A 13,886-nucleotide genomic window follows, 5' to 3' on the forward strand; every position below is an offset into this window, starting at 1 on the left:
CCCACCTCCTGATCGCGAACCACCGTACTGGCAGCATGTCGGACGTGCCTCACCACCTCTCGCGCTGGATCGGCCTGGCGGGTTCGGTGCTGCTCGCCGTGGCCGCGTACCTCGGTGGCGCCCTGCCCGACGGCGAGTTGCGTCCCACCCCGGTCAGCATCTGGCAGGGCCCGAACGGGCCGCTGATCATCGGGTTGTGGCTGGTCGGCACCGGGCTGCTGGCGTGGGCCTGGTGGTCGCTGCGGGACAGCGTGCCGTCGGCCCGCTGGGTGCTGGTCACCGTGGCCCTGTGGCTGCTGCCGATGCTCGTCGCGCCGCCGCTGGGCAGCCGGGACGTGTACGCGTACGCGTGTCAGGGCGCCAGCTTCTCGGCCGGGATCAACCCCTACGAGCAGGGCGTGTCCGCGCTGCCCTGCCCCTGGCTGGACACCATCTCCTACATCTGGCGGGACACCCCGGCACCGTACGGGCCGCTGTTCGTGCTGCTCGCCGGCGCGGTGGTGGAGGCCACCGGCTCGCTGCTCGCCGCCGTCGCGCTGTTCCGGGTGCTCGCCGTGGCCGGGGTGGCGCTCACCGCGTGGGCGCTGCCGGTGCTGGCCCGCCGCTGCGGGGTGCCGCCGCGCCGCGCGCTCTGGCTGGCGCTGGCGAGCCCGCTGGTGCCCGTGCACCTGGTGTCCGGCGCGCACAACGACGCGCTGATGATCGGCCTGCTCGTGGCCGGGCTGGCGGTGGTGGCGGCCCGTCCGGGCCGGCCCGGACCGCTGCTCGCCGGTGGGGCGCTGCTCGGACTGGCCGCCGCCGTCAAGGTCACCGCGCTGGTCGTGATGCCGTTCGCCGCGCTGGCCGCGATCGTCGGGGCGTACCGGATCAGGACGCTGGTGCGCGACGGCGGGTGGGTGGTCGGCGGCTCGCTCGCCGCGCTCACCGCCGTGACAGTCGCCTCCGGGCTGGGGCTGGGGTTCGTCAGCGGGCTGGAACAGGGCGGGCTGGTGGTGGCCTGGACGTCGCCGCCGACGGCGGTGGGGCAGACCGTCGGCTACCTGCTCGCGCCGTTCGGTGTGCACGTCGACGCGCTGCCGGTGACCCGGGCGATCGGCATGGTCGTGCTGGTCGCCGTGCTGATCTGGCTCTGGTTCCGGTCGTTCCGTCGCGGTGAACCGTTCTGGCACGCCGGGCTGGCGCTGACCGCCACCGTCGCGCTCTCTCCGCTGTTCCACCCCTGGTACTGGCTGTGGCCGCTGGCCGTGCTCGCCGCCACCGCGCACCGCACGCTCTGGTTCTCGATCGTCACAGTGGTGTCGTCGTTCCTGGTGCTGGCCGACGGCACCGGGTTGGCCCGGTATTCCAAGATGCCCGGTGCGCCCTTGATGACCCTGTTCGTGATCGGGGTGGTCGTGTGGTTGGTACGGTCGGCTCGCAAGGGCCGGCAGCCGGTTCCCGTGGACTGAGGAGTGTGCCGGTGAGCGAGCCCGACGGACCCGTCCGGCCGATCGCCGCCGGTCTCGCCCGCTACACCGGCCTCGCCGGGGCCGTGCTGCTCACCGTCGCCGGATGGCTCGGCGGCGCGCTACCAGGCACGCCCCCGCGCGGCACGCTCGCCGCGATCTGGGCCGCACCGCACGGGCCGGTGACGCTCGGCTGCTGGCTGGCCGGGACGCTGCTGCTGGTGGGCGCCTGGTGGTCGCTGCGGTGGGGCGCACCGTCCGGCCGGTGGGCGTACGTGACCGCCGGGCTCTGGTCGCTGCCGCTGCTCGCCGCGCCGCCGATCGGCAGCCGCGACGTCTACTCGTACGCCTGCCAGGGCTGGACGTGGACGCAGGGGCTCAGCCCGTACCGGGTGGGGGTCGCGGCGGCCGGCTGTCCGTGGACCGACTCGGTGTCGCCGATCTGGCGGGACACCCCGGCGCCGTACGGGCCGTTCTTCGTCCTGCTGGCCGGGCTCGCGGTCCTCGCCGGTGGCGGCCTGATCGGGACGGTCGTGGCGCTGCGGCTGGTAGCGGTGGCCGGTGTGCTGCTGGCCGCGCTCTGCCTGCCCGGCCTGGCCCGCGCCGCCGGGGTACCCACCCGCCGGGCCGCCTGGCTGGTGCTCGCCTGCCCGCTCGTCGGGATCCACCTGGTGGCGGGCGCGCACAACGACGCGCTCGCGCTCGGGCTGCTCCTGCTGGGCCTGCTGGTGCTGGTCCGCCTGCCGGGTAAGCCGCGCGCGCTGCTGGTGGCCGGGGTGGTGCTGGGCCTGGCGGTGGCGGTGAAGGCGGTCGCGGTGGTGGCGCTGCCGTTCGCGGCCCTCGCCGCCGTGCTCGGCCGCTACACCTGGCGGGCGCTGCTACGCGACGGCGGGCAGCTGGCTGCGTCGGTGCTCGGCACGCTGCTGGTCGTCTCGCTCGCCACCGGCCTCGGGCTGGGCTGGGTGGGAGGGCTCGGCCACAGCGGCGACTCGCAGCAGTGGACGTCCCCGCCCACCGCCGTCGGATTCGTGATCGACTACGCCGGTGAGCTGGCCGGCCTGCGGCCGGCGGCGGTGCCGGTGGCCCGGGCGGTCGCGCTGGTGCTGCTGGCCGGGACGCTGGTGGCGCTCTGGTGGCGGGCGTGGACGACGCTGCGGCGGCTCAACGACGCCCGGCAGCGGGTGGCCCGGCTGACGCTGGCCCGCCCCCGGGTGGCGCTGCTCGGCGCGGGGCTGGCGCTCGCCGCCACGGTGCTGCTCGCCCCGGTCTTCCACCCCTGGTACGCGATCTGGCCGCTGACAGTGCTCGCGGTCGCGGCGGTGCCGCTGGCCCGGCAGGTCTGGTTCGTGGCGCCCTGCGCGGTCGCCTCGGCGCTCACCCTGCCCGACGGATCCAACCTGGCCCGGTTCAGCAAGGCGCCGGGCGCGGTGCTGATGACGGCGCTGGTGGTGGTCGTCGCGGTGGCCGGTGTCCGGGCCGCGTTGCGCCGCCGTACCGCGTGAACGGCCGAACCGCGCCGCGCGAAACGGCCGGGCCGGCTCCGCCATCGCGGAGCCGGCCCGGCCGGTGCTGACGAGCGTGCTCAGCAGTCGAAGTACATCGCGAACTCGTGCGGGGTCGGGCGCAGACGCACCGGGTCGACCTCGTTGGCCCGCTTCCAGTCGACCCAGGTGGAGATCAGGTCCGGCGTGAACACGCCGCCGTCGAGCAGGTAGTCGTGGTCGGCCTCGAGCGCGTTGAGCACCTCCGGCAGCGAACCCGGGACCTGCTTGACGTCGCCCCACTCCTCCGGCGGCAGGTCGTACAGGTCCTTGTCGATCGGCGCCGGCGGCTCGATCTTGTTCTTGATGCCGTCCAGGCCGGCCATCATCATGGCCGAGAACGCCAGGTACGGGTTGCTGGACGGGTCCGGCACCCGGAACTCGACGCGCTTGGCCTTGGGGTTGCTGCCGGTGACCGGGATGCGGGTGCAGGCGGAGCGGTTGCGCTGCGAGTAGACCAGGTTGACCGGCGCCTCGAAGCCCGGCACCAGACGACGGTAGGAGTTCACCGTCGGGTTGGTGAAGGCCAGCAGCGACGGGGCGTGGTGCAGCAGGCCGCCGATGTACCAGCGGGCGGTGTCGGACAGGCCGGCGTAGCCGGTCTCGTCGTAGAACAGCGGTTCGCCGCCGCGCCAGAGGCTCTGGTGGGTGTGCATGCCGGAGCCGTTGTCACCGAACAGCGGCTTGGGCATGAACGTCGCGGTCTTGCCGGCGGCCCAGGTCTCGTTCTTGACGATGTACTTGAACAGCTGGAGCTGGTCGGCGGCGTGCAGCAGGGTGGAGAACTTGTAGTTGATCTCCGACTGGCCGGCGGTGCCGACCTCGTGGTGCGAGCGCTCGACGGTGAAGCCGCCGTCGACGAGGCGCCGCACGATCCGGTCACGCAGGTCGGCGTAGTGGTCCACCGGCGGCACCGGGAAGTAGCCGCCCTTGTAGGCGGTCTTGTAGCCGCGGTTGCCGCCCTCCTCGATCCGGCCGCTGTTCCAGGCGCCCTCGATCGAGTCGATGTAGTAGAACGACTGGTGCGCCGAGGTCTCGTGACGGATCGAGTCGAAGATGTAGAACTCCGCCTCGGCGCCGAAGTAGGCGGTGTCGGCGATGCCGCTGGCGGCGAGGTACGCCTCCGCCTTCTTCGCCACGTTGCGCGGGTCGCGGGAGTACGCCTCGCGGGTGAACGGGTCGTGGATGAAGAAGTTGAGCGCGAGCGTCTTCTGGGCCCGGAACGGGTCGATGAAGGCGGTGGCGACGTCCGGCAGCAGGAGCATGTCGGACTCGTGGATGGCCTGGAAGCCGCGGATCGAGGATCCGTCGAAGGCGAGGCCGTCGGTGAAGACGCTGTCGTCGAACGACTCGACCGGCAGGTTGAAGTGCTGCATCACGCCGGGCAGGTCACAGAAACGTACGTCGACGAACTTCACGTCCTCGTTGGCGAGGTATCGCAGGAGTTCCTCGGAATTGGCGAACACACGTCCTCCTGGCAGGTCCACTCCGGTAGCTGGCTACTGGCGACGCTATGGCCGGGGGGTTGCCCTGCCGTGTCTCGTCTGTTTCCGCCGTGTTACGTCGCTTGCGGAGCGTCATCTCGGCACGCTGTGATGCTGAATGTCGTATTTTCCGTCAGAGGTCGAGGCGGCGCTACCCTGGCCGCTGTGACCGATACCGCCGCCACACCGGTGCCGCCCGCCACCGACCCCGCCTTCACCCCGCCCAGCCTCGGCCGCCGCTTCGGCGCCCTGATCATCGACTGGGTGCTGTGCCTGATGGTCGCCCGGGCCTTCTCCGACCCGGTCCGCGACGGCTGGCCGCCGGTCCTGGTACTGATTCTGGAGTACGGCTTCTTCCTCGGCCTGTTCGCCCAGACCCCCGGCATGTTCCTCACCCGGCTGCGCTGCGTGTCCTGGGCCGACGGCGGCCGGATCGGGCTGCTCCGCGGACTGCTGCGCGGCTTCCTGCTGGCCCTCGTGGTGCCGGCGCTGCTGATGGACGAGCACCGGCGCGGCCTGCACGACCGGCTCTCCGGGTCGGTCGTCACCGACGCCCCGCGCCGCTGACCCGCACGACGAAGGAGCCGGCCCCGCACGGGGACCGGCTCCTTCTCGCGTACGCCGGAAGTCAGCGACCCCGGGTCTGCCGGAACGCGCCACGCGCCGGCCGCATGTTCTTCGGGATCGCGCCCTTGGGCATCTGCGGCCGCGCGGTGAGCGCCTTGAGCCGCTTGTCGAGCGCGTTGACGTCCTTCGGGGAGAGGGCACGCGGCAGCCGCATCAGCGTCATCCGCAGCTTGCGGACGGGCAACTCACCCTCGCCCTGCCCGATCACGTAGTCGTGCAGCGGGGCGGTGCCGATCACCTTCGCCAGGCGGCGCTTCTCCTGGCCGAGCAGGCCGCGGACGCGCTGCGGGTTGCCCTCGGCCAGCAGGATCACGCCCTGCCGGCCCACCACCAGGTGCACCATGTCCATCTGGGTGGTGGAGCTGACCGCCGGGGTGACCCGCCAGTCGCCGCGCATGCTCTCCATGATCTGTGCCGCCGCGCCCGGCTGCCCCTCGGCGGCGTTCATCATCGCCTTGTTCGAGCGCAGGTTGAGCACGATCAGCACGGCCAGCAGGGCGAGCAGGATGCCGATCGGCAACCAGATCCAGCCCCAGGCGATCACCGCGACCACGGTGAGCGCGAGCGGGATCAGCACCGCCGCCGCGGTCAGCGGCGCGAACCACTTGTCCTGCTTGGCGGTGAACCGGAACACCATCCCGATCTGCTTCAGCCGCTGGCCGAACGAGACCTTCTCCTGGGGCTTTGCCATACCGCAGAGTCTAGTGGTCGGCGCGCACCCCGTTGATCCGTGGCCGCCCCCTGCGCCGAGGGCTGAGTACCTTACCGCCGCTCCGTCCCGGACCGGCCCGCCGGTAAGGAGGCCGGACGGCCGAAGATCAGGCGGCGTACCCATGCCCCGGGGGCACCTTCGCGCGGAGAGTCGATCTCGACAGGGAGACACCGCACGACAGGGAGATCCGAGATGTTCGGCAACGACGCAGACCTCATCCTCAGCATCCACCGCAGCCACGCCGCCGAGCTGCAGGCCGACGCGGCTCAGGACCGGCTCGCCCGGTCGCTGCCACGCCGGCACCCGCGCGGCTGGCTCAGCCGCCGCCGGCACAACGCCCGCCCCGCCGACGCCCGCCGGTGACCGCACCGGCGGCCGTCGCCGGGATCGTGGGCGCGGCCGGTGCCGCAGGGAAGGTCGCCGGTCCGGCCGTCACGGGGGCGGCCGGACCGGCGGCTACGCGCGGTCCGATCGGCCCGGTTGGGCCGTCGGGGGCGCGTGGCATGCTCGACGGCGTGACCGTACGCGCTGCCAGCACCGTCCTCGTCGGCCGCCGGCCCGAGCTGACGGCGCTCGGCGACGCGCTGACCCGGTCCCGGTCCGGCGAGCCGACGACGGTGCTCGTCGGCGGCGAGGCGGGTGTCGGCAAGACCCGGCTGCTGGAGGAGTTCGGCACGCAGGTGGACGCCGCCGGCGCGCGCCTGCTCGTCGGCCAGTGCCTGGAGCTGGGCGAGGCCGGTCTGCCGTTCGCCCCGTTCGCCGCCGCGCTGCGCGACGTGCTGCGCCACGACGGGCCGGCCGCCTTCGCCGGTTACGAGGCGGAGTTCGCCCGGCTGCTGCCCGAACTGGCCCGGATGCCCGCAGGCGTCGCCGCGCCCGCCGGGCCGGCCCTCGCCGACACCCCGCGCGGCTACCTGTTCGACCTGGTCGCCGACCTGTTCCGGCGGATCGCCGAGGAACGCCCGCTGGTGCTGGTGATCGAGGACCTGCACTGGGCCGACCGGTCCACCCGGGATCTGATCGGCTTCCTGGTGCGGGCCGCCCGCGCCACCCGCCTGCTGGTCGTCTGCACGTACCGCACCGACGAACTGCACCGCGGGCACCCGCTGCGGCCGTTCCTCGCCGAGCTGGACCGCGTCCGCGGCGTGGACCGGATCGAGCTGGGCCGCCTCGACCGCGACGGCACCGCCGCCGTACTGGCCGACCTGCTCGGCATCGAACAGATCGCCCGGACCGTCGACGAGGTGCACGAACGCACCCAGGGCAACCCGTTCTTCATCGAGGAACTGGCCGCCGCCGGAGGGCCGGTCGGCTGCGCGGCCATCCCGGAGACGCTGCGCGACCTGCTGCTGGCCCGCGTCGACCGGCTGCCCGAGCCGGCCCAGCGGGTGCTGCGGATCGCCGCCGCCGGCGGGACCCGCTTCGCCCACCAGCTGCTCGCCGAGGTGGCCGGCCTGCCCGAGGCCGAACTGGAGGACGCGCTGCGCGCCGCCGTCGCCGGGCAGCTCGTGGTGGCCGACCCGGACGGCGACTACGAGTTCCGGCACGCGCTGGTCCGCGAGGCCGTGCACGACGACCTGCTGCCCGGCGAGCACGCGCGGCTGCACGCCCGCTACGCCGCCGCGATCGAGGCCAATCCGCACCTGGTCGCCGCCGGCCGCGCGCCGGCCGAGATCGCCCACCACTGGTACGCGGCACACGACCACCCCCGCGCGCTCACCGCCGCCCGGGTCGCCGCCGAGGCGGCGGCCGAACGGTACGCGTACGCCGAGCAGAGCCGGCTGCTGGAGCGCGTCCTCGAACTGTGGGAGCAGGTGCCCGACGCCGCCAACCGGCTCGGCATGGACCACCTGCGGGTGCTGGAGGACACGCTCACCGCGGCGGTGACCGCCGGAGACCTCAGCCGGGCGCTCACCCTCACCCGGGCGGCGCTGGCCGAGGTCGACTCCGACGCCGAACCGCTGCGCGCCGCGCGCCTGCTCGACCATCGGGGCCGGTTGTTCGCGCTGCTCGGCAAGAGCGACGGCGCGACCGAGCTGCGCGAGGCGTACCGGCTGGCGGCGGGCGCGCCGCACGGCCCGGAACGGCTCGGTGTGCTCGCCGACATCGCGTCGCACCTGATGAAGGTCGACCCTCGGGAGGCCGCCTCGGTCGCCACCGAGGCCGCGGCCGGCGCGTCCGAGGTCGGCACCGAACTGGTGCTGCTGCCCACCCGGATCGCCCTGCTGCACCGCATCGACGGCACGCCGGAGGTGGGACTGGCCGAGCTGCGCCGGGTGGAGGCGCGAGCCCGGGCGGCAGACGACTCGTGGGCCCTGGTCAGCGCGCTGGTCTTCCTCTCCGACGTGCTCTACGAACTGGGCCGCTACGACGAGTCCGAACAAGCCGCCGCGGCCGGGGTGACCGAGGCGCGCCGGGTCGGCATCAGCCGCTCGATCGGGGCGTACCTGCTGTCGAACCGGGCCGAGGCACTGATCGCGCTGGGCCGCTGGGACGAGGCGGACGCCACCTGCGCCGAGGCGGCCCGCATCGACCCGCCCGGCGTGTCCGGGCTGCACTGGCTGCAACTGCGCGCCGGGCTCCACCTCGCCCGCGCCCATCCGGGCGCGGACGAGGTCGTCGGGCGGGCGCTGGCGTTCCTCGGCCGCCCGTACCTCTGGCCGAACCACCGGCTGCCGCTGCACGAGCTGCGCGTGGAGGCGGCGCTCGCCGCCGACGACAAGCCCGAGGCGGTACGCGCGGCGCGCGCCGCCCTGGCCGACGCGCACCTGGCGGACCTGCCCCGCGAGGGCTGGCCGGTGTTGAACGCGCTGGCGCGTACCGCCGCGCTGACCGGGGACGCGATGCTCGCTGCCGAGGTGTCGGCGGTGGCCGCCGCGCTGCCGGCCCGGCACCCGGCCGAGCACGCCCACGCCGCCCACGTCACCGCGATCCTCGGCGGTACGGCGCCCACCGCTCCCGCCGAGGCGCTCGCCGCCTGGCGGGTGGCCGTGGCGGCGTGGCGGGCGGCCGGGCAGCCGTACCCGCTGGGCCGGGCGTTGCTCGGGCTGGCCGAGGCGGCCGCGGCGGCGGGCGAGCGGGACGAGGTGGCCGCCGCGGTACGGGAGACGGCCGAGCTGGCCGCCCGGCTGGGCGCCACCCCGCTGGGCGAGCAGGCGGCGACGCTTGCCCGCCGGGTCGGGCTGCGCGGCACCGGGCGACCCGGGCCGGACCTGCTGACCAGCCGGGAACAGGAGGTGCTGCGGCTGGTCGCCGAGGGGCACAGCAACAGCCGGATCGCCGAGCGCCTGTTCATCTCGCCGAAGACGGCGAGCGTGCACGTGTCCCGGATCATCGCCAAGCTCGATGTGACCAACCGGGTGGAGGCCGCCGCGCTGGCGCACCGCCTGGGCCTGCTCGACCGGCCGTCACCCGCCCCGGCCCAGCGCCGCGTCCGGTAGCGCGCCGGTCCGTGCCGCGTCGGCCGGGCGCCGGGCCGGTAACCGCGCCGGGTCCGGGTCAGCGGCGCGGCAGGTAGATCCGCCAGCCGGCCACCGTGACGACGTCGAGCGCGCCCGACTCGGCGCCGACGCGTTCGTCCAGCCGCGCGGCCAGCGGCGAGCCGGCCGGTGCCACCCACGCCGCGTCCGGGTCGGCGGCCACCTCCCGCCGGTACGCGGGCAGCCTGTCGAAACCGGGGCTCAGGTCGTCGTCGACCACGGCGCAGAGCACGTTCTCGCCGGTCGCGTAGGTGAGCCGGTTGCACGTCCAGTAGCCGCCGCGGACGTTCCGCACGTCGAGCGCGCCGAGCGTGTCCACGAGCGACCGGTGCCGGTCGGCCTCGGCGTGCACGGCCGGCGCGGTCCGCACCACGTCCACAGTGGCCGCCGCGCCGGTGCCGAGCACCCCCGCGAGCACCGCCAGTGCCCCCGCCCCCGCCACTCGGGCCCTCCTCCCGGCCGCCCGCCCGCCGGTCGCCTTGATCGACTCCACTTCGGGGAGATGGCGGTATCCGCTCTCCTCCGATACCGCCACCTCGGCGAACTTGCGGAGCCCCGTCAGCCGGCGGGCGGCCTGCCACAGTGGCCAGAACAGGGCGGGCACGGCGACCGCCAGGCACGACAGGTAACGGCTGCTCTCGATCGGCGTCTGCCCGGCCGCGTTGCTCACCGCGTACGCCCCGAGCACGCCCGCCGCCCCGCCGAGCAGCGCCAGCCGCACCCCGGCCGACACCCGCTCCGCCGAGCCCGGCCCGCCGGGGCGGAGGGCGTGCCACGCGGTGAGGGCGGCGAGCACCAGCAGCACCGGGAACGCGACGGCCCACCAGAGCTGCCAGGTGGCACACCGGCCGGGGGAGCAGAAGCCCATCGCCAGCGGCGGCCCGAGCACCAGTGCGCCGTGCAGCCGGTCCGCCCAGTCCGCCGGCGCACCCGTGCCACCTGCGGCCAGCACCGCGGCCACCGGGTTGCGGCCGTGCCGGATGCTGTCGGCGAGCATCGGCGCCGCACCCAGCAGCAGCGTGCCCGCCAGCACCACCCCGGCCCGGCCGGCCAGTTCCCGCCACCGCCACGCCACGAGCAGCACGCCGAGCGTCAGCACGTACGGCAGGATCAGCGGGTCCACCCAGAGCAGCACCCCCGAGACCAGTCCCCAGGCCGCCCAGCGGGGCAGCCGCGCGCCCGCCCCGGTCACGCAGAGCCCGACGGTGAGCAGCGCCAGCGCGGCGCCGGCCGGGTTCAGCTCCGGATAGCCGCCACCGGCGATGAGCTGGTTCTTCACCACCCGGTCCGAGCCGAGCGCCAGCACGGCCACGACGAGCAGGGCGTACCAGCGGTCACCGCCGAGCCGCCGGGTCAGCCGCCAGGACAGCAGCAGGAACAACGCGTACAGCGCCAGCGTGGGCAGCCGCAGCACGAGCACCGACGGCCCGGCCAGCGCGACCAGCGGCGCGGCCAGGTACGCCTCGAGCGTGCCCATGTAGGCCTGGCCGTAGAACCACACCGGGAAGCCGTCACCGCGGGCGACGTGCAGGGCGGCCAGCCCCATCGTCGCCTCGTCGCTGTTTGTGGGCGGTACGTCGGCGAACAGCAGCGCCAGCCGGTGGCCCACACCGGCGAACCCGACGAGCAGGGCGAGCAGCGTCGGCAACGGCAGCCGCCGGGGCGTACGAGGGCGCACGGATTCGCGTGGCTTCTCGCGTACCCCGGCGGTCATGCCTGTGATCATGGCATCCGGCGGGCGGCCGGCGGACGGTGACGCGGTCGACGGCCGGCCTCAGCCGGCGACGGCGACCTCCTGGCGGGCGGCGAGCGCCTGCTGGTAGAGGCGGCCCGCGCGGTACGACGAGCGGACCAGCGGGCCGCTCATCACGCCCGCGAAGCCGATCTCCTCGGCCTCCTCGCGCAGCTCGACGAACTCCTCCGGCTTGACCCAGCGGGTCACCGGGTGGTGCCGGGGGGAGGGGCGCAGGTACTGCGTGATGGTGATCAGCTCGCAGCCCGCCTCGTGCAGGTCGCGCAGCGCCTGGGACACCTCGGCACGCTCCTCGCCCATGCCGAGGATCAGGTTGCTCTTGGTGACCAGGCCGTCGGCCCGCGCCTGGCGGATCACGTCCAGCGAACGCTCGTAGCGGAACGCCGGGCGGATCCGCTTGAAGATGCGCGGCACCGTCTCCACGTTGTGCGCCAGCACCTCGGGCCGCGAGCCGAAGACCTCGGCCAGCTGCTCGGGGACGGCGTTGAAGTCGGGGATCAGCAGCTCGACACCGCAGCCGGACTGCAGGGCGTGGATCTGCCGGACCGTCTCGGCGTACAGCCAGGCGCCGCCGTCGGGCAGGTCGTCGCGGGCGACGCCGGTGATGGTCGCGTAGCGCAGGCCCATCGCGGCGACCGACTCGGCGACGCGCCGCGGCTCGTCGGCGTCGAACTCGGCCGGCTTGCCGGTGTCGATCTGACAGAAGTCGCAGCGCCGGGTGCACTGGTCACCACCGATGAGGAAGGTGGCCTCCCGGTCCTCCCAGCACTCGTAGATGTTGGGACAGCCGGCCTCCTGGCACACGGTGTGCAGCCCTTCGCGCGAGACGAGCCCGCGCAACTGGGTGTACTCCGGGCCCATCTTGGCCTTGACCTTGATCCACGGCGGCTTGCGCTCGATCGGCGTCTCGGCGTTGCGCGCCTCGATCCGCAGCATCCGCCGCCCCTCCGGGGCGACAGTCGCGGTGCGCGCTGGCTGCTCAGTCGTCGGCGCGGATTGCTCGATCGTCACAAAACCGAGCGTACGCCGGTCGGTGCCGGTCGATGAACGAGGGCGACGGCCGTCACGCCGGAATGGCTGTGACACCGGACACCAGGGGCGAAAAAACCCGGTCACAGCGCGGCGCGTGCAGTGCTAGCGTGCCGGGCAGAGCTGTGACGGAGCCGAGTAACGGACCGATCCGCCAGTCGAGAGAGCCGCCGGTTGCTGCGAGGCGGTCTGGCGCCGGTCCGCGAAGACCCTCCCGAGCTGCGGGAAGAACGGCGCGTCGCGCCCAGTAGAGCCCGCCCGGCCGGCCCCGGTGAAAAGGCGACGAACGAGGCTCCCGCCCAGGCGGGGGCGAAGGTGTGGTGGCACCGCGAGGCTCCCGCTCGCCCACACCTCCCTGGGGATCGCGTTGCGATTGGTCAAGGAGGTAGTCGTCGTGCAACGCATCCTGTCCACGGAACTCCCCGCCCATGTGGGCGCCACCGTGCGGCTCGCCGGCTGGGTCCACCGCCGCCGGCTGCTCAAGTCGGTGGCCTTCCTGATCCTGCGGGACGCCGCCGGGCTCGCCCAGGTGGTGGTCGCCGCGCCCGCCGTGCGCGAGCAGGTCGAGGCGCTCACCGAGGAGACTGTCGTCGAGGTGGCCGGCACGGTGGTCGCGAACGCCACCGCGCCCGCCGGGGTCGAGGTCGTCGAGCCGACGGTACGTCCGCTCGGGCCGCCCGCCGTCCCGCCCCCGTTCGACCTGTACCGGCCGGTGCTCACCGCCGGCCTGCACACTCAGCTCGACCACGCACCGGTCGCGCTGCGGCACCCGGCCCGCTCCGCCGCGCTGCGGATCTCGGCGGCGGCCGTGTCCGGCTTCCGGGCCACGCTCGACGGGCAGGACTTCGTCGAGGTGCACACGCCGAAGGTTGTCGCCTCGTCCACCGAGAGCGGGGCGAACGTCTTCGCGCTGGACTGGTTCGGGCGGCCCGCCTACCTGGCCCAGTCGCCGCAGTTCTACAAGCAGCTCATGGTCGGCGTCTTCGAGCGGGTGTACGAGGTGGGGCCGGTGTTCCGCGCCGAGCCGCACGACACGGTGCGCCACCTGGCCCAGTACACGTCGCTCGACGTCGAGCTGGGGTTCGTGGCCGACCACCGGGACGTGATGGCGGTGCTGCGGGAGACCCTGGCCGGGATGGTGGCGACCGTGGCCGACCGGGCCGGCGGCGCGCTGGCCACGCTCGGCGTGACGGTGCCTGGGGTGCCGGCCGAGATCCCGGCGGTGCACTTCACCGACGCGCTGACGATCGCCGGCGCGCCGCCCTCCGAACCCGACCTGGCCCCGGCGCACGAGCGGGCGCTGGGGGAGTGGGCGCTCCGCGAGCACGGCAGCGACTTCCTCTTCGTCACCGGCTACCCGATGGCGAAGCGCCCGTTCTACACCCATCCGGACCCGGCCCGGCCGGCGTACTCGAATGGTTTCGACCTGCTGTTCCGAGGCGTGGAGCTGGTGACCGGCGGGCAGCGGCTGCACCGGCACGCCGACTACCTGGCCGCCCTCGCCGCGCGGGGCGAGCCGGTGGAGCCGTACGCGGGGTACGTGGACGCGTTCCGGCACGGCATGCCGCCGCACGGCGGTTTCGCGATCGGGCTGGAGCGGTTCGTCGCCCGGCTCACGGGCGCGGCGAACGTCCGCGAGGTGACCGCCTTCCCGCGCGACCTGCACCGCCTCACGCCCTGACGGCCGCGGTGGCGGGGCGCGGCTCGCCGGAGCCGTCGGTCGAGCCGCCGGCCTCCGCAACCGGCTCGGATCGGTCGCAGAGAGTGATGGAAGGTCGCGCAGGCTTTGCGGTGACGCTCGGTGATGGGGCATCCG

The 13,886-nt window shown here is 74.3% G+C and carries 10 protein-coding genes; 6 read left to right on the forward strand and 4 right to left on the reverse strand.

Features of this window, described 5'->3' with window-relative positions; translation table 11 throughout:
• Nucleotides 1-35: 35 nt before the first annotated feature.
• Nucleotides 36-1,448, forward strand: coding sequence for a polyprenol phosphomannose-dependent alpha 1,6 mannosyltransferase MptB (gene mptB / locus IRY44_RS15545; RefSeq protein ID WP_228532180.1), 1,413 nt, complete (start codon nt 36-38; stop codon nt 1,446-1,448).
• Nucleotides 1,449-1,459: 11 nt separating this feature from the next.
• A complete protein-coding gene (mptB, locus tag IRY44_RS15550; RefSeq protein ID WP_194801116.1) occupies nt 1,460-2,947 on the forward strand; it encodes a polyprenol phosphomannose-dependent alpha 1,6 mannosyltransferase MptB in 1,488 nt (495 codons plus the stop codon).
• Between the two features lie 80 nt (nt 2,948-3,027).
• Here mptB (IRY44_RS15550) and glnA read toward each other — a convergent pair whose 3' ends face one another.
• Entirely contained in the window at nt 3,028-4,452 is a 1,425-nt protein-coding gene (gene glnA / locus IRY44_RS15555; RefSeq protein WP_013287749.1) for a type I glutamate--ammonia ligase, read from the reverse strand.
• Nucleotides 4,453-4,581: 129 nt separating this feature from the next.
• Here glnA and IRY44_RS15560 point away from each other — a divergent pair, with 129 nt between their 5' ends.
• Complete coding sequence (locus IRY44_RS15560; protein ID WP_228532181.1) at nt 4,582-5,037, forward strand: RDD family protein; 456 nt, start codon at nt 4,582-4,584, stop codon at nt 5,035-5,037.
• A 61-nt stretch (nt 5,038-5,098) separates the two neighbouring features.
• Here the strand turns inward: IRY44_RS15560 and IRY44_RS15565 are convergent, their stop codons facing one another.
• The gene (locus tag IRY44_RS15565; protein WP_013287747.1) at nt 5,099-5,788 is read right to left on the reverse strand and encodes a DUF4191 domain-containing protein; all 690 of its coding nucleotides are present in this window, start codon (nt 5,786-5,788) and stop codon (nt 5,099-5,101) included.
• Between the two features lie 213 nt (nt 5,789-6,001).
• Between IRY44_RS15565 and IRY44_RS15570 the strand changes: the two genes are divergently transcribed.
• Nucleotides 6,002-6,172 carry a hypothetical protein gene (locus tag IRY44_RS15570; protein WP_194801117.1) on the forward strand — a complete coding sequence of 57 codons (171 nt, stop codon included), beginning with the start codon at nt 6,002-6,004 and terminating at the stop codon, nt 6,170-6,172.
• A 152-nt stretch (nt 6,173-6,324) separates the two neighbouring features.
• Entirely contained in the window at nt 6,325-9,249 is a 2,925-nt protein-coding gene (locus IRY44_RS15575; RefSeq protein ID WP_370584955.1) for an AAA family ATPase, read from the forward strand.
• 58 nt (nt 9,250-9,307) lie between these two features.
• Here IRY44_RS15575 and IRY44_RS15580 read toward each other — a convergent pair whose 3' ends face one another.
• Together IRY44_RS15580 and lipA are read right to left on the reverse strand one after the other, a co-directional pair.
• Nucleotides 9,308-11,002 (reverse strand): DUF423 domain-containing protein, encoded by a 1,695-nt coding sequence (locus tag IRY44_RS15580; protein ID WP_228532182.1) that lies wholly within the window; start codon nt 11,000-11,002, stop codon nt 9,308-9,310.
• Nucleotides 11,003-11,062: 60 nt separating this feature from the next.
• Complete coding sequence (gene lipA, locus IRY44_RS15585) at nt 11,063-12,052, reverse strand: lipoyl synthase (protein WP_194801120.1); 990 nt, start codon at nt 12,050-12,052, stop codon at nt 11,063-11,065.
• Nucleotides 12,053-12,464: 412 nt separating this feature from the next.
• On the opposite strand from lipA, the gene aspS reads away from it, so the two are divergent.
• A complete protein-coding gene (gene aspS, locus IRY44_RS15590; RefSeq protein ID WP_194801121.1) occupies nt 12,465-13,751 on the forward strand; it encodes an aspartate--tRNA(Asn) ligase in 1,287 nt (428 codons plus the stop codon).
• The last annotated feature ends 135 nt before the right edge of the window (nt 13,752-13,886 follow it).

This window comes from Micromonospora sp. ANENR4 (assembly GCF_015354395.1).
Taxonomy (GTDB): Bacteria; Actinomycetota; Actinomycetes; order Mycobacteriales; family Micromonosporaceae; genus Micromonospora; species Micromonospora aurantiaca.

Coding starts and splice junctions, on each gene's coding strand:
- mptB (WP_228532180.1), top strand. CDS start 36: ATGTCGGACGTGCCTCACCACCTCTCGCGCTGGATCGGCCTGGCGGGT.
- IRY44_RS15560 (WP_228532181.1), top strand. CDS start 4,582: ATGCTGAATGTCGTATTTTCCGTCAGAGGTCGAGGCGGCGCTACCCTG.
- IRY44_RS15565 (WP_013287747.1), bottom strand. CDS start 5,788: ATGGCAAAGCCCCAGGAGAAGGTCTCGTTCGGCCAGCGGCTGAAGCAG.
- IRY44_RS15570 (WP_194801117.1), top strand. CDS start 6,002: ATGTTCGGCAACGACGCAGACCTCATCCTCAGCATCCACCGCAGCCAC.
- IRY44_RS15580 (WP_228532182.1), bottom strand. CDS start 11,002: ATGACCGCCGGGGTACGCGAGAAGCCACGCGAATCCGTGCGCCCTCGT.